This is a genomic window from Plantibacter sp. VKM Ac-2885 (assembly GCF_015351205.1).
Lineage (GTDB): Bacteria > Actinomycetota > Actinomycetes > Actinomycetales > Microbacteriaceae > Plantibacter > Plantibacter auratus.
The window spans coordinates 69,207-87,901 of sequence record NZ_JADKSK010000001.1 but is presented as its reverse complement, the minus strand read 5'-3'; the positions used below and the strand labels follow the sequence as shown (position 1 = coordinate 87,901).

General features: G+C 67.9%; 19 protein-coding genes. 11 read left to right on the top strand and 8 right to left on the bottom strand.

From position 1 onward, the window contains the following. Positions 1–2: 2 nt before the first annotated feature. Together ITJ66_RS00475 and ITJ66_RS00470 are read left to right on the top strand one after the other, a co-directional pair. On the top strand, positions 3–1,127 hold the full coding sequence (locus ITJ66_RS00475) for an ABC transporter permease (protein ID WP_194642818.1): 1,125 nt from the start codon (positions 3–5) through the stop codon (positions 1,125–1,127). Beyond that, positions 1,124–2,845: an ABC transporter ATP-binding protein gene (locus ITJ66_RS00470; protein ID WP_194642816.1), complete on the top strand. Its 1,722-nt coding sequence runs from the start codon at positions 1,124–1,126 to the stop codon at positions 2,843–2,845. Before ITJ66_RS00475 ends, ITJ66_RS00470 begins: the two co-directional genes overlap by 4 nt. A 118-nt stretch (positions 2,846–2,963) precedes the next feature. Here ITJ66_RS00470 and ITJ66_RS00465 read toward each other — a convergent pair whose 3' ends face one another. After that, on the bottom strand, positions 2,964–3,278 hold the full coding sequence (locus ITJ66_RS00465; protein ID WP_064294105.1) for a YbjQ family protein: 315 nt from the start codon (positions 3,276–3,278) through the stop codon (positions 2,964–2,966). 264 nt (positions 3,279–3,542) lie between these two features. Between ITJ66_RS00465 and ITJ66_RS00460 the strand changes: the two genes are divergently transcribed. Together ITJ66_RS00460 and ITJ66_RS00455 are read left to right on the top strand one after the other, a co-directional pair. Then, the gene (locus ITJ66_RS00460) at positions 3,543–3,770 is read left to right on the top strand and encodes a hypothetical protein (RefSeq protein WP_194642814.1); all 228 of its coding nucleotides are present in this window, start codon (positions 3,543–3,545) and stop codon (positions 3,768–3,770) included. A gap of 116 nt (positions 3,771–3,886) precedes the next feature. Next, positions 3,887–5,605 carry a bifunctional 3'-5' exonuclease/DNA polymerase gene (locus ITJ66_RS00455; protein ID WP_194642812.1) on the top strand — a complete coding sequence of 573 codons (1,719 nt, stop codon included), beginning with the start codon at positions 3,887–3,889 and terminating at the stop codon, positions 5,603–5,605. A gap of 76 nt (positions 5,606–5,681) precedes the next feature. On the opposite strand, the gene ITJ66_RS00450 is transcribed toward ITJ66_RS00455, so the two are convergent. Together ITJ66_RS00450 and ITJ66_RS00445 are read right to left on the bottom strand one after the other, a co-directional pair. After that, on the bottom strand, positions 5,682–6,785 hold the full coding sequence (locus ITJ66_RS00450; RefSeq protein WP_194642810.1) for a hypothetical protein: 1,104 nt from the start codon (positions 6,783–6,785) through the stop codon (positions 5,682–5,684). Continuing rightward, complete coding sequence (locus ITJ66_RS00445; protein WP_194642808.1) at positions 6,782–8,089, bottom strand: heparan-alpha-glucosaminide N-acetyltransferase domain-containing protein; 1,308 nt, start codon at positions 8,087–8,089, stop codon at positions 6,782–6,784. Before ITJ66_RS00445 ends, ITJ66_RS00450 begins: the two co-directional genes overlap by 4 nt. A 204-nt stretch (positions 8,090–8,293) precedes the next feature. On the opposite strand from ITJ66_RS00445, the gene rpsF reads away from it, so the two are divergent. The 5 genes from rpsF to dnaB all read left to right on the top strand — a co-directional run bounded on the left by rpsF (position 8,294) and on the right by dnaB (position 11,971). Then, complete coding sequence (rpsF, locus tag ITJ66_RS00440) at positions 8,294–8,701, top strand: 30S ribosomal protein S6 (RefSeq protein WP_217485263.1); 408 nt, start codon at positions 8,294–8,296, stop codon at positions 8,699–8,701. A 5-nt stretch (positions 8,702–8,706) separates the two neighbouring features. Further along, a complete protein-coding gene (locus ITJ66_RS00435; RefSeq protein ID WP_194642806.1) occupies positions 8,707–9,228 on the top strand; it encodes a single-stranded DNA-binding protein in 522 nt (173 codons plus the stop codon). 65 nt (positions 9,229–9,293) lie between these two features. Further along, positions 9,294–9,557, top strand: coding sequence for a 30S ribosomal protein S18 (gene rpsR / locus ITJ66_RS00430; protein ID WP_056010351.1), 264 nt, complete (start codon positions 9,294–9,296; stop codon positions 9,555–9,557). A gap of 12 nt (positions 9,558–9,569) precedes the next feature. Further along, entirely contained in the window at positions 9,570–10,022 is a 453-nt protein-coding gene (rplI, locus tag ITJ66_RS00425) for a 50S ribosomal protein L9 (RefSeq protein WP_194642804.1), read from the top strand. Between the two features lie 575 nt (positions 10,023–10,597). Next, the gene (gene dnaB, locus ITJ66_RS00420) at positions 10,598–11,971 is read left to right on the top strand and encodes a replicative DNA helicase (RefSeq protein WP_369808454.1); all 1,374 of its coding nucleotides are present in this window, start codon (positions 10,598–10,600) and stop codon (positions 11,969–11,971) included. A 571-nt stretch (positions 11,972–12,542) separates the two neighbouring features. Here dnaB and ITJ66_RS00415 read toward each other — a convergent pair. Then, positions 12,543–12,815: a hypothetical protein gene (locus ITJ66_RS00415; RefSeq protein ID WP_194642802.1), complete on the bottom strand. Its 273-nt coding sequence runs from the start codon at positions 12,813–12,815 to the stop codon at positions 12,543–12,545. Between the two features lie 67 nt (positions 12,816–12,882). Further along, positions 12,883–13,845 (bottom strand): Imm47 family immunity protein, encoded by a 963-nt coding sequence (imm47, locus tag ITJ66_RS00410; RefSeq protein ID WP_194642800.1) that lies wholly within the window; start codon positions 13,843–13,845, stop codon positions 12,883–12,885. Between the two features lie 847 nt (positions 13,846–14,692). On the opposite strand from imm47, the gene ITJ66_RS00405 reads away from it, so the two are divergent. Next, positions 14,693–15,202 carry an RES family NAD+ phosphorylase gene (locus tag ITJ66_RS00405; protein WP_370582524.1) on the top strand — a complete coding sequence of 170 codons (510 nt, stop codon included), beginning with the start codon at positions 14,693–14,695 and terminating at the stop codon, positions 15,200–15,202. A gap of 46 nt (positions 15,203–15,248) precedes the next feature. Here the strand turns inward: ITJ66_RS00405 and ITJ66_RS00400 are convergent, their stop codons facing one another. Further along, positions 15,249–15,746, bottom strand: coding sequence for a CGNR zinc finger domain-containing protein (locus tag ITJ66_RS00400; protein ID WP_137242992.1), 498 nt, complete (start codon positions 15,744–15,746; stop codon positions 15,249–15,251). Between the two features lie 85 nt (positions 15,747–15,831). Between ITJ66_RS00400 and ITJ66_RS00395 the strand changes: the two genes are divergently transcribed. Beyond that, positions 15,832–16,704 (top strand): alpha/beta fold hydrolase, encoded by an 873-nt coding sequence (locus tag ITJ66_RS00395; protein ID WP_194642798.1) that lies wholly within the window; start codon positions 15,832–15,834, stop codon positions 16,702–16,704. Between the two features lie 62 nt (positions 16,705–16,766). Here the strand turns inward: ITJ66_RS00395 and ITJ66_RS00390 are convergent, their stop codons facing one another. Beyond that, on the bottom strand, positions 16,767–17,642 hold the full coding sequence (locus ITJ66_RS00390) for a hypothetical protein (protein ID WP_194642796.1): 876 nt from the start codon (positions 17,640–17,642) through the stop codon (positions 16,767–16,769). Positions 17,643–17,735: 93 nt separating this feature from the next. Further along, positions 17,736–18,665 carry a hypothetical protein gene (locus tag ITJ66_RS00385; protein ID WP_194642794.1) on the bottom strand — a complete coding sequence of 310 codons (930 nt, stop codon included), beginning with the start codon at positions 18,663–18,665 and terminating at the stop codon, positions 17,736–17,738. Between the last annotated feature and the right edge of the window lie 30 nt (positions 18,666–18,695).

Genomic DNA, 18,695 nt, shown 5'->3' with positions numbered 1-18,695 from the left:
GCATGAGTGCTCCGACAGCCACCACCGCCGTGCAGACCGCGCCAGCGAAGCGTCCGCTGCGCGACCGCCTGCCCGTCGTGAAGCAGTTCCGCCAGTCGGTCGGGCTGCAGCGGGCGATGCTCGTCATCGGTCTCGTCGTCACGGGCGTGTTCGTGCTCATCGCGATCCTCGCGCCGCTCGTCGCGCCCTACCGGTTCAACCAGCTGCGCGGCGACGACGGTTCGTTCGGCACGCAGCAGGCGCCGAACGCGACGAACCTCCTCGGCACGACCGTCGGCGGGTACGACGTCCTGTCCCGGGTGCTCTGGGGCGCCCAGACCGCGCTCTTCGTCATCGTCTCCGCGATCATCCTGTCGATCTTCATCGGCGTCCTGCTCGGGCTCGTCGCCGGGTACTTCGGTGGCTGGCTCGACCGCGTGCTCGTCGTCGTGTGCGACGCGGTCTACGCCTTCCCGTCGCTGCTGCTCGCGATCGTCATGTCGATCGTCATCAGCCGCGGGCAGTCGAGCCTCTGGGGCGGCATCCTCGCCGCCGCGATCTCGATCACCGTGGTCTTCATCCCGCAGTACTTCCGGGTGATCCGCTCCGAGGTCGTGCGCATCAAGAGCGAGGCGTTCGTCGAGTCGGCGAAGGTCATCGGTGCGTCGAGCTCCCGCATCATGTTCCGTCACGTGCTGCGGAACGCGACGCGGACCCTGCCGCTCATCATCACCCTCAACGCCTCCGAGGCCATCCTCACGCTCGCGGGGCTCGGCTTCCTCGGGTTCGGCATCGAGCCGACTGCGGCCGCCGAGTGGGGCTACGACCTCAACCGGTCCGTCTCCGACGTCACGAGCGGGATCTGGTGGACCGCGCTGTTCCCCGGCCTCGCGATCGTGCTCGTCGTGCTCGGCATCACGCTCGTCGGTGAGAGCCTCAACGACCTGTCCGACCCGCGTCTGCGCAGCCGTCGTCGTGTCGGTGCGTCGAGCGGATCGGTCGCTGCGACGTCGAGCATCACGACCACCGGCGGCACGCCCGACAGCCCCGGTGGCGCCGGGATGATGGACGCCGAGTCGCTGGGAGCCGTGAGCGACGCCGCGGCGGACAGCGATCAGGAGAACCGACGAGAGGACGAGCGCTCATGAGCGAGTCGACGCCGACCACCGGTCCACGCGACCTCGGCACCAAGGACATCGTCAGCATCCGCGACCTCGGGGTCTCGTTCTCGACCGACGCCGGCGCGGTGAAGGCGATCAACGACATATCGCTGTCGGTCGCACCGCGCGAGATCGTCGCGATCGTCGGTGAGTCCGGCTCGGGCAAGACGGTCACGGCCAAGACCATCCTCGGTCTGCTCCCGGAGACGGCCACGGCCTCCGGCGCGGTCGTCCTGCGCTCGCGCGACGGTTCGACCGAGCAGGACGTCGTCACGGCGTCGGCGGAGCAGCTGCGGTCCATCCGCGGCAGCGACGCGGCGATGGTGTTCCAGGAACCGTCGACGGCCCTCAACCCCGTCTACAAGGTGGGGTGGCAGATCGCCGAAGGTCTCCGCGCGCACGGGTCGTACACGAAGGCCGAGGCGCGGGCCAAGGCCATCGACATCCTGCGTCGCGTCGGCATCCCGGAGCCGGAGGAGCGGGTCGACTACTTCCCGCACCAGTTCTCCGGCGGACAGAAGCAGCGCATCGTCATCGCGATGGCGCTCGTGCTCGACCCCGGACTGATCGTGGCCGACGAGCCGACGACCGCGCTCGACGTCACGGTGCAGGCGGAGATCCTCGATCTCCTGCGTCGGTGCCGCGACGAGTTCGGGACGGCCATCGTCCTCATCACCCACAACATGGGCGTCGTCGCCGACCTCGCCGACCGCGTCGTGGTCATGTACCAGGGCGACATCGTCGAGGAGGCTCACGTCCAGGAGCTGTTCTCCTCACCGAAGGCCGAGTACACCAAGAAGCTCCTATCGTCGGTGCCGCACGTCGGCCGCGGCAAGAGCTCCGCGCCGGCCGAGGTCGAACGCGGGAAGCAGCTGCAGCTCGGTGAGCCGGTGGTCGTCGCGAAGGGACTCGAGATCGAGTACCCGGGTCGTTTCGGCCGTGCCGGGTTCCGGGCGGTCAAGGGCGTCGACTTCACGATCCACGCGGGCGAGGTCCTCGGCCTGGTGGGGGAGTCGGGGTCGGGCAAGACCACGATCGGCCGCGCGATCGCCGGGCTCACCAAGGTGACCGGCGGCTCGCTGTCGGTGCTCGGTGTGGAGATGAACCGGGTGAAGGAGCGCGAGTTCGCCCCGAAGCGCCGCGAGATCGGGTTCGTGTTCCAGGACCCGGCGACGAGCTTCAACCCGCTGCTCACGATCGCGGAGTGCGTGGCGGAGCCGCTCATCGTGCACGGCCGCTTCGGCGACGCCCGAGCTGCCCGACGCCGGGTGGACGAACTCCTCGAAGCGGTGCAGCTGCCGAAGGCGTTCGGCGACCGGTTCCCGCACGAGCTCTCCGGTGGGCAGCGGCAGCGCGCTTCGCTCGCGCGGGCGTTGGCGCTCGAACCGGCACTGCTGGTCGCCGACGAACCGACCTCGGCACTCGACGTGTCGGTGCAGGCTCGCGTGCTGGAGCTCTTCGCCGAGCTGCAGCGTGAGTTCGGGTTCGCGTCGCTGTTCATCAGCCACGACCTCGCGGTGGTGGACATCCTCGCCGACCGCATCGTCGTGCTGTATCGCGGCGACATCGTCGAGGAGGGGCCTGGCTCAGCGGTGCTCGGTGCGCCGAGCGACGTCTACACGCGTCGTCTCCTCGCGTCGCTCCCCGTGCCAGACCCGGCCGAGCAGGCCGTCCGTCGCGAGGAGCTCAAGCGCCTCCGCGCCTGACCCTCCTTCGGTCCCTGAGCCTCACCCCCCCCGGTCACTGAGCTTGTCGAAGTGCGCCCTTCGACAAGCTCACGGACCGGGATGGAGCTCAGGGACCGCGTCGGTTCAGGCCCCGACCTCAGCCGAGCTTGACGGCGGTGCCGTAGGCGACGACCTCCTGGTAGTTCTGGCCGACCTCGGCCGCGTCGAACCGCATCGCGAGCACCGCGTCGGCACCGAGCGCGGTGGCCGCCTCGATGAGTCGCTGCTTCGCCTCCTCGCGGCTCTCAGCGAGCTGCTTCGTGAGCCCGGAGAGCTCACCGCCCAGCAGCGCCTTGAAGTTGGCGCCGAGTTGCACGCCCGCGTTGCGTGCACGGACCGTGAGGCCGGTCACCTCGCCCAGCACTTCGGTGACCTGGCGGCCGGGGACATCGTTCATCGTCGAGATCAGCATGCTCGCAGTCTGGCACCGCTTCGCCCACCCCCATAGGGGGGATGTCCCGCCTCCGAGGCCTGCCCCGGTCGCCGAGCCCTCTCGCGGTCGCCGAGCCCTCTCGCGGTCGCCGAGCCCTCTCCCGGTCGCCGAGCCCTCTCCCGGTCTGAGCTTGTCGAAGTGCAAGCACGGTGGCGCCTCACCCTTCGACAGGCTCAGGGACCCCCGATATCGTGCGCCGAGGCTGTCGGGACGGCCAACACGAGAGCGCTCTAATATATCTGTATGTCGAACCCCGAATCGCCGATCACCACGCACGGTCCACGGCCGCTCCAGATCCGCCAGGGTCTCACGGCCGGATCGATCGTCGCGTTCCTGACGATCATCATCGGCGTCCGAGCGGGCTTCGGCGTCGCCGAGTACCTCGGTTCGGCGCTCTGTTTCGCCGAGCTGCTTCTCGCGGCGTACCTGGTCATGACGCGGGTGAACCTGGCCCGCGGCCGGAGGCGCTGAACGCCCCTGCGCTGCCTGCACGAGACCCGGACGGAATCCCCGATTCCGTCCGGGTCTCGTGTCTCCAGCGAGTGCGCGCGTCGGGCGAGGTCGGCGGGTGACGGCAGACTGGGGTGGTGCACATCGTCCTCCAGCAGCTCGACGGCGCCCGCGTGCGCGTCGTGCACCTCGAGGACCGCCCCACTCCGTCCGGCGAGCCACCTCCGGTCTCCGAGACCACCATCCCGCGCGCCGACCTCGCGGCTTTCGTCCGGCGTCTCGAAGCCGAGCCGAACCCGCCGCGCTGGGTCTGGGACGACACCACGCTCTGGTACCCGGCGCTCCTCGCCGCGGGTGTCCGGGTGGCCCGCTGCGTCGACCTCCGGCTCTCCCACAACCTCCTCCGCAACGCCTCCTTCACCGCCGACTCCGCCCTCGCGACGGCTCCGGCCGGCCCGTGGGACGAGGTCCTCGATCCGCGCGTCGCCCAGCGTGCGGAGGCCGTCGGGACCCTCTTCGACCTCGACCTCCCGGGTGGCGAGCGCGATCCCGTCGCCGAGTTCACGCTCCAGCGTGACGCCGTCGACGGCGCGACACCGCAGGGACGCTCGCAGCTCGGACTCCTCCTCGCCGCCGAGTCCGCCGGTGCCCTCATCGCCACGGAGATGACCTTCGCCGGTCTTCCGTGGGACGCCGAGGCCCACGACCGCATCCTCGCCGAGGCCCTCGGCCCCAAGGTGCCGCCCGGTGTCCGTCCGGCGAAGCTGGCCGCGGTCCTCGAGGAGGTCAAGGCCGCCCTCGGGGTGCAGGAGCTCAGCCCCGAGTCGCCTGGCGAACTCCTCAAGGCCCTGCAGCGTGCCGGCATCAACGCGACGTCCACTCGCCAGTGGGAGCTGCAGGAGATCGAGCACCCCGTCATCGAGCCGCTGCTCCGGTACAAGAAGCTGTCCCGCCTCCTCACCGCGAACGGTTGGACGTGGGTCGAGACCTGGGTGAAGGACGGACGCTTCCGCCCCACCTACGTGCCCGGAGGGGTCGTCACCGGCCGCTGGGCGTCCGACGGCGGCGGTGCCCTCCAGCTGCCGCACCAGGTCCGCGGTGCCGTCCTCGCGGACGAGGGCTGGCGTTTCGTCGTCGCCGACGCCGCGCAGCTCGAGCCACGGATCCTCACGGCGATGTCCGGCGACCGCGCGATGGCCGATGCCGGACGCGGCGTCGACCTCTACCAGGGCATGGTCGACGTCGGCGCGGTCGACACCAGACCGCATGCGAAGATCGCGATGCTCGGTGCCATGTACGGCGCGACGACGGGGGAGAGCGGGCGCCTCCTGCCCCGGCTCACGAGGGCGTTCCCGCGGGCGATCGAGTTCGTCGAGACGGCCGCCCGTGCTGGGGAGCGCGGGGAACGGGTCAGCACCCGGCTTGGTCGTACCTCACCGCTGCCTGGCGAGACCTGGCGGGAGATCCAGTCGGCCGCATCGATGGAGGGCGCGAACGCCGCCGCGACCCAACGCGCCCGCATGGAGGCGCGCAGCTGGGGTCGCTTCACCCGCAACTTCGTCGTGCAGGGCACAGCCGCCGAATGGGCGCTGTGTTGGATGGCCGGCCTCCGGACACGGCTGCAGGCGCTCGCCGCAGAGACGGTCGGTCCGGCGGCCGCGCTCACCGAGTCGGCCCACCTCGTCTTCTTCCTCCACGACGAGATCGTCGTCCACTGCCCCGAGCACCAGACCGAGCGGGTCGTCGCCCTCGTGCGCGAGGCGGCTGCTGAGGCCGGTCGCCTGATCTTCGGCACCGCGCCGGTCGAGTTCCCGGTCACCACCGCCGTCGTCACCTCCTACGCCGACGCCAAGTAGCCCGCGAACTGTCAGTTGATGCGGGTGTGCGCGGCCCGCACTGTTCCGAAGTGACAGTTCGCGGGCTGGGACGGGCTCAGCCGCCGGTGATCGCCCGGACCGCGTCGCCGATGATGAGGTACCACCCGTAGACGGCGAGGGCGAGCCCGATCAACCACCACCAGCCCGTCCGCCGGGACAGGCGTCTACCCTGCCCGGCCACGCCTCGGGGCGGACGGATCAGCGGGAACGAACCCCGCATCGTCGCCGCGTCGAGCGGTTCCAGTCGGCGATCCCGCCAACGCTCCCACTGCGTGATGCGCTCGGTCAGGATGTCGACGACCGACATCAGCCACGTCCACACCTCGGGGTCGAGGGTCGAGAGGTCCTTGGGTGAGTATAGGAAGAGGTGGTCGTCGACGATCTCGACATCGAGTTCGGCGACGGTGTCGATGAACCGCGCCATGATGTCGGGCGTGAAGAGGTAGAGGGCGTCGGTCTCGTACCCGCGCGGGCAGTACAGCTCGAAGTGGCGGTCGAAGTCGCCTTCGAGTGAGAGCCGCTGGTCCTTGGCGTAGGTGACGGGCAGGCGGGGGTGCAGGAGCGAGTTGTTGCCGACGGCGTCCAGGACGATGTGGGGGAGCGCTACCGGTAGCCGGAGTGCCACGTAGCCCCACCGATGCTCCTTGCGGTTCCGTCCCGAACCGATGGTCGTGCGCAGGTTCCCGACGGACAGCGGCGACCTGCCGTCCCGCCACAGCAGGTCCCTGACCACGCTCGTCCCACCCATCGTGAAGATGAGGCCGGGCAACGCCACCGGTATGGCGAACGGCCGGTAGCTCAGGCCGTTCGCCCGCGCGAACCGGTCCAGCCGGTACTGGCGGACGCCGCTGCGTCGTCGGACCGTCCGCACCAGCAGGACGAGCATGCCGACGGGCAGCGCGAGGTAGGGCAGGAGGATCAGGGCCGACCAGTCCCATGGCTCATCCGGCATCGAGCCGTCTTCGAGTACGAACCACCAGGCGGAGAGGAAGAGGACCGGCAGCACCGCCAGCACGACGGCGGGCCAGATCGCCGCCATGAGTGGTGGACGGACCTCGCCCGGGAGACCGGTGCGGTACTCGCGGAGTGCGCGTCGGTCGATCCGTTCCGTGAGTGGTCGCGTGTCCAGCGTCGAGGTTCGTGTCGTCGGAGCGGTCATCGTACGTGGGGTGTTCCGTGCGGTTCGGGCGCAGGCGCCATCGTCGCGGGCGTCCGGTCACGGCGGTTCGCGGCGACGGTGAGTGCCCGGCCGGCCGCGTGGACCAGGGCCTCGAGCGGTCCGCGACGCTTGGTGAGGGCGATGATCCAGCCGAGGAGGAGCGCGCCGGCGACGTGGACGAGCCAGAGCTGGGGGCTCGAGATCAACCACGCCGTGTCCGCATACGTCCCGGCGATCGCGGCGATCAGGGCGCCCACCGACGCCATGAAGACGTGCGCCGAATAGACGGTGAGCGGGGCGGCCCCGGCGCCGGTCGCAGGCAGGAGCGCGAGCGACCAGCCGCGGTTCAGGACGCTACCGAGCGCCAGACACAGGCCGATGACGACCGCCGCGATCCCGATCGTGAAGACGAGGTCGAGCGTGGTGCCCGAGTGCGGGGCGCGGGCGACGAGCCACCAGAAGGATTCCGTGGGGCTCGTGCCGTACATCCCTTCGGCGAGGGCGTCCTCGACGGCGGTGATCGTCGTCGGATCGGGCTCGAGGCCGCCGGTCCAGGCGCGCGCGATGCCCTGGACACCGCCGACGGGACCGAGGAGCAGGGCGGCGAGGCGATCCGCGGCGACGGCGACGGCGAGTCCGATCGCCGCGAGCCGGAGTGCGAACCGTCGCAGGGTCCCGTCCGCCCGCGCATCCATGAGCAGCCGGCCGACCGCCATCCCGACGAGGACGTAGACGATCCACGTGAGCGCCGGGTACACCCCGGTGAGCAGCAGCCCTCGGGCGAACCCGCCGCCCGAGACGTCGAACCAGGACGCACTGCCGATCTCGGGGGAGTCGACGCCACTGAGCGGCACCCGGAGCGCCTGCGAGCAGATCGGCCAGACCACCGCCCAGACGCCCGCGACGATCAGCAGCGTGCGCGGACGCCATGTGACAGCAGGGATCGCGAGCCAGAAGGTCACGCCGTAGTAGGCGATGATCACGTAGATGCCGCCGGGCAGCACGCCGAGGGTGAGGCCGAGGACGAGCAGGGCGAAGCCGCGTCCGAAGAGGTTGAGTCGCGCCGCGGCGGGAGAGCCGGCGGCGAGGTCGCGGCGGCTGGTGAGGACGATCCCGATCCCGGCCAGCACCGCGAACAGGGCCGCGGCCTTGCCCGACAACACCTCCGTGATCGGCGTGTGTCCACCGGTCGCGACGTCGAAGGCCCAGACGTGCGTGGCCATCATGCCGATGAGGGCGAGGAAGCGCGCGAGGTCGAGACCGATCAGTCGGTCGGCGCGCTGTCGGCTGGTTGGGCTGCTCATCGGGTCCAGCATCCCACGCGTGGCGGCTCCGCGACAGGCCTGCGGTGGCGGTACGGGCTCCCGTCCGGTACGCTGTGAAGGTTGCCCGGGTGCGTCCGCTCTGTTCTCGCCCGATCGCAACGATGCTTACACCCTCCTGCCACAGAAAGTCTGTGGCCGTTCGAGTCCGAAGGAGGTGGGTTAGTGACGCATCAGTACGAACTCATGGTCATCCTCGACCCCGAGATTGACGAGCGCACGGTTGCACCGAGCCTCGACAAGTTCCTCAACGTCATCCGCAACGATGGTGGAACCATCGACAAGGTCGACATCTGGGGCCGTCGTCGTCTCGCTTACGAGATCAACAAGAAGACCGAAGGCATCTACGCCGTCGTGGACTTCACTGCGACGAGCACTGCCACGCAGGAGCTCGACCGTCAGCTGAAGCTCTCCGAGGCCGTCATGCGCACCAAGGTGCTGCGTGCCGAAGAGGCCATCGCTCAGGTCGCCACCGAGACGAAGCGCAGCGAAGAGAAGGCCGCCCGCAAGGCTGCCGCCAAGCCCGCTGCTGCTGTCGCCGCGGCTCCCAAGGCAGACGCGGCTCCGGCTGCGGCTGAGACCAAGGAAGCCTAGGGCTCATGGCCGGCGAGACCGTCATCACCGTGGTGGGCAACCTGACCAGCGATCCGGAACTGCGTTTCACGCAGAACGGCCTGGCTGTCGCCAACTTCACCATCGCTTCCACGCCGCGCAACTTCGATCGCGCGACGAACGAATGGAAGGATGGCGAAGCGCTGTTCCTGCGCGCGAGCGTCTGGCGTGAATTCGCCGAGCACGTGGCCGGATCGCTCACCAAGGGAAGCCGCGTCATCGCGACCGGGCGTCTCAAGCAGCGTTCCTACGAGACGAAGGAAGGCGAGAAGCGGACTTCGATGGAACTCGAAGTCGACGAGATCGGCCCTTCGCTCCGGTACGCGACCGCGACCATCAGCCGTGCACCCTCGGGTGGCGGCGGCGGTGGTCAGCAGCGCGGCGGCGGAGCTCCGCAGGTGCAGCAGAACGAGCCCTGGGCTCAGAGCGCACCCGCAGCTTCCGGCGGCACCGGCGGTGCAGATGCCTGGAACACTCCGGGCAGCTACAGCGACGAGACCCCCTTCTAAACAGATTCGATCGGTCCGGTTCTGCCGGCTAGCCGATCACTCCATTCACACGCAAAGGAACAACCATGGCTGGAAAGTCGAGCGGCGACCGCCGCAAGCCTGCCCGCGGTGCTAAGGGCGGCAAGAACGTCGCTCCCGCGAAGGCGATCCGCGTTGGTGTCATCGATTACAAGGATGTCGCCACGCTTCGCAAGTTCATCTCCGAGCGGGGAAAGATCCGTGCTCGTCGTATCACCGGTGTCAACGTCCAGGAGCAGCGACTCATCGCACGTGCGGTCAAGAACGCACGCGAGATGGCGCTCCTGCCCTACGCCGGCTCTGGCCGCTAGGAGGCGCCGCACATGTCGAAAGTTATTCTGACGCACGAGGTCTCCGGCCTCGGCTCCGCTGGTGACGTCATCGACGTCAAGAACGGCTACGCTCGCAACTTCCTCGTGCCCCAGGGTTTCGCGACCCCGTGGACCCGCGGTGGCGAGAAGCAGGTCGAGCAGATCAAGTCGGCCCGCGCTGCGCGCGAGCACGCCACGATCGAAGAGGCCCAGGACCTGAAGGCTCGCCTCCAGGCCACCAAGGTCAAGCTCACGGTCAAGACGGGTGGCGAAGGCCGTCTGTTCGGTTCCGTGAAGCCGGCCGACATCGCGAATGCCGTGGCGGAAGCCGGGCTGGGCGAGGTCGACAAGCGCAAGATCGAGATCCACACCCCGATCAAGTACGTCGGCGAGCACGAGGCCACCATCAGCCTCCGCGACGAGATCGTCGCCACGATCACCCTTCAGGTGGTCGCGGCCAAGTAGTACCCGCCGTGCGGTGTCGGGCCCTCGGGTCCGGCGCCTCATGCACGTCGTGATGAGCGCGATGGCGGTGGACCGAGAGGTCTGCCGCCATCGCGTTTTTCTGTGCCCAGAACAGGGGCGACGCGTCGCTCCGACACCTGTGTGCTACACCTGTTTCGCCCTCTGCGTCAAGCAAGTTGTACACAGGTGACCCCCGTTCTCCCCAACGTTCGACACAGGATCGAAAGAACTTTCCACACACAGCCTGTGGAATCAGAATCTCCTGGTCAGAGGCGTATTGGGTGGCAGAAAAACTTCTCTCTCCACAGGTTTCCCCACAGCTTGTGCACACGACACGCGGCGTTTCCCCCGATCTCTCCACAGAGTTATCCACAGGCAGAGTTGGTTGTGGAGACGAGTGGCCCTATCGTGAGTCATCGGCGTCTCGGAACAGCCGGGCGAGCAGGCTGAGCAGCCCTCGTCCGTAGCCCTCGAGTGCCCCGCAGGGCCCGTGCGTGTCGCATGTTCCTGCTACACCTGAGTCGTCACCACCAGCACCACCCGAGTCCACATCGAGAAGGGATGTCCACTTGTCGATCGCTCACCTCAACCGCTCCGAAGGCGGCGGCTCGTACGACGAGCCGCGCGGCAATGAGCGGGTCCCTCCGCACGACCTCCTCGCGGAGCAGAGCGCACTCGGCGGCATGCTGCTGTCGAAGGACGCGGTCGCCGACGTGGTCGAGACGCTCCGTGGCGTGGACTTCTACATCCCCAAGCACGAGGTCATCTACGACGCGCTCCTGACGCTGTACTCGCACGGTGAGCCGACCGACGTCATCACCGTCACCGACGAGCTCGTCAAGACGGGCGAGCTGTCCCGCGCCGGTGGAGCTGACTACCTCCACACGCTCACGAGCCTCGTGCCGACCGCGGCGAACGCCGGCTACTACGCCCGCATCGTCGCGGAGCGCGCACTGCTGCGTCGTCTGGTCGAGGCTGGCACCCGCATCGTGCAGATGGGTTATGCGGCTGAGGGTGAGGCCGTCGAACTCGTCAACTCCGCGCAGGCCGAGATCTACGCCGTCTCCGGCAACCAGGAGGTCGAGGACTACGTCCCGCTGACCGATGCGGTGAGCGCTGCGATCGACGAGATCGAGGCCGCCAAGCACACCGACGGTTCCATGACCGGCGTCCCGACGGGCTTCCGCGAGCTCGACGAACTGACGAACGGTCTGCACCCAGGTCAGCTCATCATCGTCGCCGCCCGACCCGCTATCGGTAAGTCCACGCTCGCGCTGGACTTCGCCCGTGCCGCCTCGGTCCACTACAACCAGCCGTCGATCTTCTTCTCGCTCGAGATGGGGCGCAGCGAGATCGCGATGCGTCTCATGAGTGCTGAGGCATCCGTGCCGCTGCAGCTCATGCGTAAGGGAACCGTCGACTCGCAGGACTGGACAAAGATCGCGCAGGTGCGTGGCCGCATCAACGACGCTCCGCTCTACATCGACGACAGCCCGAACATGACGCTCGTCGAGATCCGCGCGAAGTGCCGTCGACTCAAGCAGCGCGTGGGCCTGAAGATGGTCGTCATCGACTACCTGCAGCTGCTGACGTCCGGTAAGCGTGTCGAGAGCCGTCAGCAGGAGGTCTCGGAGTTCTCCCGTGCGCTGAAGCTCATGGCGAAGGAGCTCCAGGTGCCCGTCATCGCCCTGTCACAGCTGAACCGTGGTGCTGAGCAGCGTGCCGACAAGATGCCGGCGCTGTCCGACCTCCGTGAGTCGGGCTCGATCGAGCAGGACGCCGACATGGTGGTGCTCCTGCACCGTGAGTCCGCCTACGAGAAGGACAGCCCGCGAGCCGGCGAGGCCGACCTCATCATCGCCAAGCACCGTAACGGCCCGACCCGCACGATCACCGTGGGCTTCCACGGGCACTTCTCGCGCTTCGCCGACATGGCGCCGGGGATGTAGGTGTGAACGCGCCACGCAAAGTGACGCGTGGCCAAACTTCTTGTCGTTTCGTGTGAAGCGCGACAGATTATTTGGCATTTCTGCCTCGGCGCGTCTCTTCAGCACAAGAGACGGGGCGCCCCGGTGAGAGCAAACCCGAATTGCCCTCTGGTCCGGCCGTGGCGGAACCCGATCCGCCGCGGCCTGCTTTCAACCTTGGTAGGTGAAGTCACTCGAGTTCGTCTATCCAGCGGTTCACCGTACGAGATCGGCAGATCCCAGTGTGCAGGGGAAGCTTTGGGCTGCTTGGCGTCTGTGTACGTGGGCTGAGGCCACGAAACCGGGCTCATGCGGACTCGAGTTTGCAGGTGGTGTCGACTACCCGACGTCGGTACGCACTCTGGCGTCACCGTGACTGTGCAAAGGGATTGGAACGGAGAAGCCCCACGGCTATTCGGAGGGGACCGGAGTAGCCGTGGGGCCCGAGCGACGTATCCACTTCCGCTCGGAAGTGCAGTGCTGCGGTCGTTCGGGGAAACGGGTGCAGCACCGCGACTGGAGCTGGATGAGAACAGCTCCGAGGGGACGGGATTCAGGACGACGGGCGGACGAACTTCTCCGGCGGGGTACGAGTGCCGGCGAGGAACGCGGCGAGGCCGGCATCGAAATCCATGGCGGAGCCGACGAAAAGTGCACTCTCGTCGGGAGCGACGTAAATCGTCCCGCCCCCGCGCGTGGTATGCACGACGCAGACTCCTGCACCGTCCTCGAGCGGGATACTGCGCAGTTCTGCGTCGGGATCGAGTTGAGCGAAGTACCGCTCAGCCACCGTTACAAGCTGTTCGTTGTCGCGGGATCCGTTCATGGGAGCCTCCCAGGGGTCGTGAGGAGCACATCGAGTGAGATTCCGAGCACTGCACGGTCGCTCCGAGTCAGAGTCGGTGGCCGTAGAAATACTTCGCCCCGCGGACCCAGTCCTGGCGACTGAGTGCGTCGACGTAGGCGTGCACGGCGTCGAGCCGGTCGCCGTTCATCTGCGTGTCGTAGTCGACGGGACAGTCGACACCGGACCAGATCGACAGGAGACTCCCCGGAACGATGATCCCTAGCTGTTCCCCGGAAGCCGCAGCGATCGATGCCTGTTCGACGAGTCTCCGTGCCAACAGCGAGGGGTGAGCGGGCTGACCGTAGAGGACGTATGCTGTCCGATCAGTCGACTGGATGGCGCGGCCGACGTGCTCGGCGAGTTCGTCGGGGGACGGAGAATCGCCGAGTTCCGCCTGGAACGGCACCAGGCTGGCGATGGCCTGGAGCAGGGCCTCGGAGATCTCCGGGTCTTCGTTCCAGTCCTCGAGCAAACCCAACATCAGCGCCACAGCCTCGATGGACATCATCGACGTGCTGCTGTGCGCGAAGGTAACGACCGTGGACGGAGCCGCATTCGTCAGGAATGCCATCGTCTCGAGGTCGGCCAGGTCGTCGTGCGTCGCAACCGACGCGAACACTCGGACAGCGAAGTCCGTGAATGGCTGGTGACGCACCGTATTGAGAAGATCGATGAGGATGCTCTTCGGATCGAGATCGCCGACCCTGAAGGAGTCGAGTGCTGCGAGAAGGTACTCGTCCGGCGTCCGCGCGGCACGCAGTGCTGCTGCGCGATCCGCAGCCGTCGCGCTCGATACCGGGCCGAACCATTTGCTGCGTTGCAGTTCGATGGAGATCGTCATGGCTGGCTCCTCTCGGTCGTCGAGCCTACCCGTCGCTGCCACGCCATGACGCTGATCGATCCGGAAGGCGATCACTTCGGTGCAGTTCGGGTTCGCTCTTGCGTCGATGTTCAGCCACTCCGGATTGGGCGTCCTACCGTATTGGCCAACGCAGAAGTCGGTGTTCACGTCGGCAAGGGCATCGGACGACACACGGTTCTCGCCGGTGAGTGGACATTGTCGACATCTGATACGCGGCCGACCTCATGGTGCACGGCGACCGGTTGAGACCGCCATCGTTACTGGAGGGCGCTCAGCGGTTTATCGTGGATAACGCCAACGTCACACGCTGTTGTGGGACGGTCAGTAGGTCGGCTCGATCCTCATGTCCGTTCCCCGCACCGACCCAGGGCCTACGTTCTAGCGTGAAGCCCGTCGATGCTGGTTTCTCTCACCATCGAAAGCGGGATGGTCGGGAATGCTGCTTTCTCGTGGTGGGGTGGGTCGCGAGCGACGCGCTCCACGGAACCAACGCCAGCGGATGATCGCCATGACGAGCGCCACCGCGCCGGCGCCGCCAGGGAGGATCGCGATGAAGATCCCCGCCGTGAGCCTCTCCTGATCGCCACTCGTAACTCCGATGACGACAAAGAGCGCGGCGGCGCCGAGCATGAGGAGGCCGAGGGAGCCTAGCCCCCAGGGGCTGACCACCGGCCAGAAGTGCGGACCCGCCTGCCGTTCGTCGGTCAGCCAGGGAAACGGCCCACGACGAAAGTCGGGGCGGGGCGGACGAGTCACGTCCAGCTCCTGATACGCGTCACGGCTACCCGCCGAACTTCGGGACGTCGATGCTCACGGTGTCGTCCACGCCGTCGATGCCGGTGCTCGTCATCTTCTCACCCTACTGCTCACCCCAATCATGACTTCCGCACGAGATCGCGAACACTGCCTGCGCCTGAGTTTGGCACCTTGCCCATCGTCGGTTCTGGATCGGCACCGGGTCGCGCGCGACATTCCGCGGTGAGAAGCTTGCGTTGTGACCGGTATCGACCTGACCTTCGCGCCACCGCTGAGGGGCACGTTCTATCGCGCCGTCGACCCGAGCTTCCGCGAGTTCGCGATCGCCGGATCGCGTGCCGCCGGGCGCTACTCGCGGGCGAACGAGCCGACGCTCTACCTGAGCTCGTCCATCGATGGCGTCGAGGCCGCGATGATCGCACACCAGGATGCTCGGGCGGCGGCGCGCGAGATCGTGGAGGTCGATGTCGAGGCGTCCGGCATCGTCGACCTGCGCGACGTGGGAGCGCTGGAGTCGGCAGGCATCGACCTCGCCGACGCGACAGCCCCGTGGCAGGACCTCGCCGCCGCCGGAGGCACGCCGACGTCGTGGAGGGTCCGCGACCGCCTCCTTGCCGGCGGCGCGAACGGATTGATCGATCCCTCGCGCAAGCTACCGGGGCTCTGGCATCTGGTGCTCTTCCGCTGGAACGAGCCTGGTGCGCCGGTCGTCAGCTTGAGAGGGATTCATGTTGCCGCCGCGAACTGATGCCGTAATACGACGTTCGTCCTGATCCGAGCGTGTGCCGGGCCGCTCAGCTCTGAGCGCGGCGCGCATGTGTGCGCGCCTTCATCCGGTTGCCGCAGACCGCCATCGAACACCACTTCGCGGTGCCAGGTCGACTGTGGTCGACGAGGAACTGCGTGCACTCGTGGTTCGCGCAGGCGCGGAGGCGCCCGGGGAACTCCGTGATCACGCTCGACCACGCCAGCACGACCCCCGCCACCAGGCGATCGTCGTCAGGGACCTGAAGCTCCCAGACCACGCCGTCCGGGGTGATGCGCGGCATGCGCACGGCATCGTCGAGGATGCCCGCGAGGTCTCTGATCGCTCCTCCGTCATCTCCACGGACCATGGTCTGCAGCGCCTGTCTCGCACGTCGGAGGCGCGCCACCTCGTCCACGGATCCCGTGCCGCCCCAGCTGCGCGCCAGGTCCCGTCCGGTCGCCCCCTCTAGACGGTCGGTCGGGGTGCCCTCGACGACCGGCGCACTGTTCAACAGGCCCAGCAGCAGCTCCTCGTCGCGAAGCATCGTTCTCCGTTCTCGTGCGCCGGCCAGCGCCCTGGATCCATGCTACCGTCTGGCTAACCAGTAAAACAATCTAAAGGGGTTAGCAATGGTCACCGTCCACCACCGCACCGTCTCGATCGACGGGCTCGACGTCTTCTACCGCGAGGCCGGCCCGGCAGACGCTCCCGTGCTCCTGCTCCTCCACGGGTACCCGAGCAGCTCCCACATGTTCCGGCACCTCATCCCGGCCCTTGCCGGCCAGTACCGCGTCATCGCTCCGGACCACATCGGCTTCGGTCGCTCCTCCGCCCCCTCGGCCGACGAGTTCGAGTACACCTTCGCGGCCCTCGCCGGGGTCACCGGCCGGTTCCTCTCGACCATCGGAGTGACGCAGTACACGATCTACGTCCAGGACTACGGCGCCCCGGTCGGCTGGCGACTGGCCCTCAACGACCCCACTGCCGTCGTCGGAGTCATCTCCCAGAACGGCAACGCCTACGAAGAAGGCTTCGTGCCGAGCTTCTGGGACCCGATCTGGGCCGACGCCGCCGAACGGACCACCGAGACGCGCGACGCGCTCCGTCCAGCCCTCGGCCGGGAAGCCGTCGAATGGCAGTACACCCACGGCGTGCCGGACACGACGACCGTCGACCCCGATGCCTGGGAGCACGACCTCGCGCTCCTCGCCCGTCCGGGTCAGGACGACGTGCAGCTGGCGCTCTTCCGCGACTACACCACCAACCGGGACCTCTACCCCGCGGTGCACGAATGGCTCCGCACCTCACAGGTACCGGTCCTCGCGATCTGGGGGCGTAACGACGAGATCTTCGCCGCCGCCGGCGCCACAGCGTTCACCCGCGACGCCCCCGATGCTCGCATCGAACTCGTCGACGGCGGACACTTCCTCCTCGAATCCGACCTCGACCACGTCGCTGACACCATCACGGACTGGCTTCGGGCGACTGACCGAAGCGCATAGCCCGCCGGGTCGGTCCGTCCACCTGGACCGAGGCCAGCGGCGGCGCGTTCGGCTCGGACGGCTCAGGCTGCTGGCGGGTTGATCGTGAGTTCGCCGGGGAGTCCGGAGGCTGCGAACGCCGCTTGGATGGCGGCGGTGACCTGGTCATCCGGCTTGCTGAGGTTGGCGTGGAGCGTGGTTTCGCCGTCGGCGACGGTGTAGATGATGCTGTCCAGGCCCGATGATCCCTGGAACGGGATGGTGAGCGCTTCGAGGAACTCGGCGAGCGCGGCGGGCGGTGTCTCGTCAGTGGTGATGCGTACGCCCTTGTAGGCGCCGGTGCCGCTGTCCCAGGTCAGGGTCCACCGGACGGGACCGACGGTGTCCTCGAGGCGGTCGCCGGTCGTGTGCTGACGGAGCAGGTCGACGAAGTCGGTGTACCGTCCCCGCTCGGAAGCGTCCAGATGGGCTGGGGCGTCGGTGGCGAAGTACAGCGTGATCGGCCCCGGCCTGGCCAGGTGTTCGGCGACCGACACCCAGCCGTCGTCGGAGATGGTGTTCCAGTTCTCGGCGAACACGGTCGAACGGGCGGCCGTTTGGACGGTGCTGATGTCGCAAGGTGCGAAGCGGTCGGTGGGTGCGAGTGACTGCAGGACCGTCGCCGTCTCATCGACCGTGATGTCCTCGTCGAGGTCCACCGACAGGGTGCAGCTCGAGCCGGAGCTGTAGGTGAACTCCTTCGCGTACGCCGAGACGGTGCCGTGATCGCCGACGACCTCCTGGAGGGCCGGTGTCACCCGCCAGGCGGCGATCCTCATCGTCGAACAGGAGTACAGGATCAGCGCTGCGATGCAGGCCATGGCGATGAGGAGGACGAGCACGACGATCCGGCCGGCCCTACTGCGGCGGGTGCGTGGCGATCTCGGCCGGGGTTCGTGAAGGGTCGGCTGGACGAACACGTCAGACCCTTTCCTGGGTGGCCGACCTGCGTCGGCGTCGGCGGCCGGTGCCGACGTCGGCCGCGCGCGGTCTGATCGTCGCCGTCGCCGACATCATCGTCGGGAGAAGAGCCGCTCGAACAGCGAGGGCTTCGGAGCGGGCTGGCTGCCGGCGATCCGGCGCATCCGTGCCTGGATCTCCGGATCGCTCTGCATCGCCAACATCGCCAACCGCGCCGATCCGAGACCCCACTGCGACCAGTGCTTCGCGTGGGCAGTCACCGCCGTGATCTGGCTGAGCTGGTTCAGATCGCTGAGTTCCCGCCATCGCGTGAGGTCGAGCAGCGCGATCTCCTCGGCATAGGTCTCGTTCACCCGGGTGATCCCGGCATTGCCCGCTCGACGGCGCGCAGGGGTCTCGGCCGAGGCATCGCCCGTCGCGAGGTGGATGGTGGCGAGCTCGTCGAGCAACTCCTCGAACACCGCGTGCAGCTCGGAACGGACCTTGGGGGCTGTCGCGATGACCTGGTCCTCCTCGGTCCTCCACGCGATGAGCACGGCGCCGGAGCAGAGGCGGCACAGTTGCTTGGGCACGATGCGGGTCGTGGCGTAGCCGCACTGGCAATACCCCGCGATGTTGGCAAGGGTGTCGTCGAGTGAGACGAAGGTGCTGTTCTCCTCCGACTCCGCCTCCTCCACGGACTCCATCAGCAGCAGGGCTCCGGGCACGCCGACGGCCGCTGCCCGTCCGACGTAGGTGCCGGGCACCCGGGTGATCTTCGCGGTCCACAGGTCGACGTCCTCGGTGCTGAACAGCCCACTGGCCTGACGGACGTACTCACTGACGCTCCGCTCGACGATCGTCTCGAGCTCGGTGTCGAGTCGCTTCATGGCCGCGTCGTCCGACGGGTCGTCGAATCGTTCGTTCAGCGCGATCACGGCTTCGCGGCCGCGAGCCACGATCGCCTGGTGCACGGCTGCCGCTCGCGGGTTCCGCTGCAGCAGCAGCTCCTCAGTGCCGAGTATCTCGATGCTCGTGATCATGGGGTTCCTCGCAATCGGGGACACCGGATC

Excerpts from the sequence above, each read along its gene's own strand:
- ITJ66_RS00465 (WP_064294105.1), bottom strand. The coding sequence starts at position 3,278 with ATGCTGATCTCGACGATGAACGATGTCCCCGGCCGCCAGGTCACCGAA.
- rpsF (WP_217485263.1), top strand. The coding sequence starts at position 8,294 with ATGGTCATCCTCGACCCCGAGATTGACGAGCGCACGGTTGCACCGAGC.
- ITJ66_RS00395 (WP_194642798.1), top strand. The coding sequence starts at position 15,832 with ATGGTCACCGTCCACCACCGCACCGTCTCGATCGACGGGCTCGACGTC.
- ITJ66_RS00415 (WP_194642802.1), bottom strand. The coding sequence starts at position 12,815 with ATGAACGGATCCCGCGACAACGAACAGCTTGTAACGGTGGCTGAGCGG.
- ITJ66_RS00445 (WP_194642808.1), bottom strand. The coding sequence starts at position 8,089 with ATGAGCAGCCCAACCAGCCGACAGCGCGCCGACCGACTGATCGGTCTC.
- rplI (WP_194642804.1), top strand. The coding sequence starts at position 9,570 with ATGTCGAAAGTTATTCTGACGCACGAGGTCTCCGGCCTCGGCTCCGCT.
- rpsR (WP_056010351.1), top strand. The coding sequence starts at position 9,294 with ATGGCTGGAAAGTCGAGCGGCGACCGCCGCAAGCCTGCCCGCGGTGCT.
- ITJ66_RS00460 (WP_194642814.1), top strand. The coding sequence starts at position 3,543 with ATGTCGAACCCCGAATCGCCGATCACCACGCACGGTCCACGGCCGCTC.
- ITJ66_RS00400 (WP_137242992.1), bottom strand. The coding sequence starts at position 15,746 with ATGCTTCGCGACGAGGAGCTGCTGCTGGGCCTGTTGAACAGTGCGCCG.
- ITJ66_RS00470 (WP_194642816.1), top strand. The coding sequence starts at position 1,124 with ATGAGCGAGTCGACGCCGACCACCGGTCCACGCGACCTCGGCACCAAG.
- ITJ66_RS00385 (WP_194642794.1), bottom strand. The coding sequence starts at position 18,665 with ATGATCACGAGCATCGAGATACTCGGCACTGAGGAGCTGCTGCTGCAG.
- ITJ66_RS00435 (WP_194642806.1), top strand. The coding sequence starts at position 8,707 with ATGGCCGGCGAGACCGTCATCACCGTGGTGGGCAACCTGACCAGCGAT.
- ITJ66_RS00450 (WP_194642810.1), bottom strand. The coding sequence starts at position 6,785 with ATGACCGCTCCGACGACACGAACCTCGACGCTGGACACGCGACCACTC.
- ITJ66_RS00475 (WP_194642818.1), top strand. The coding sequence starts at position 3 with ATGAGTGCTCCGACAGCCACCACCGCCGTGCAGACCGCGCCAGCGAAG.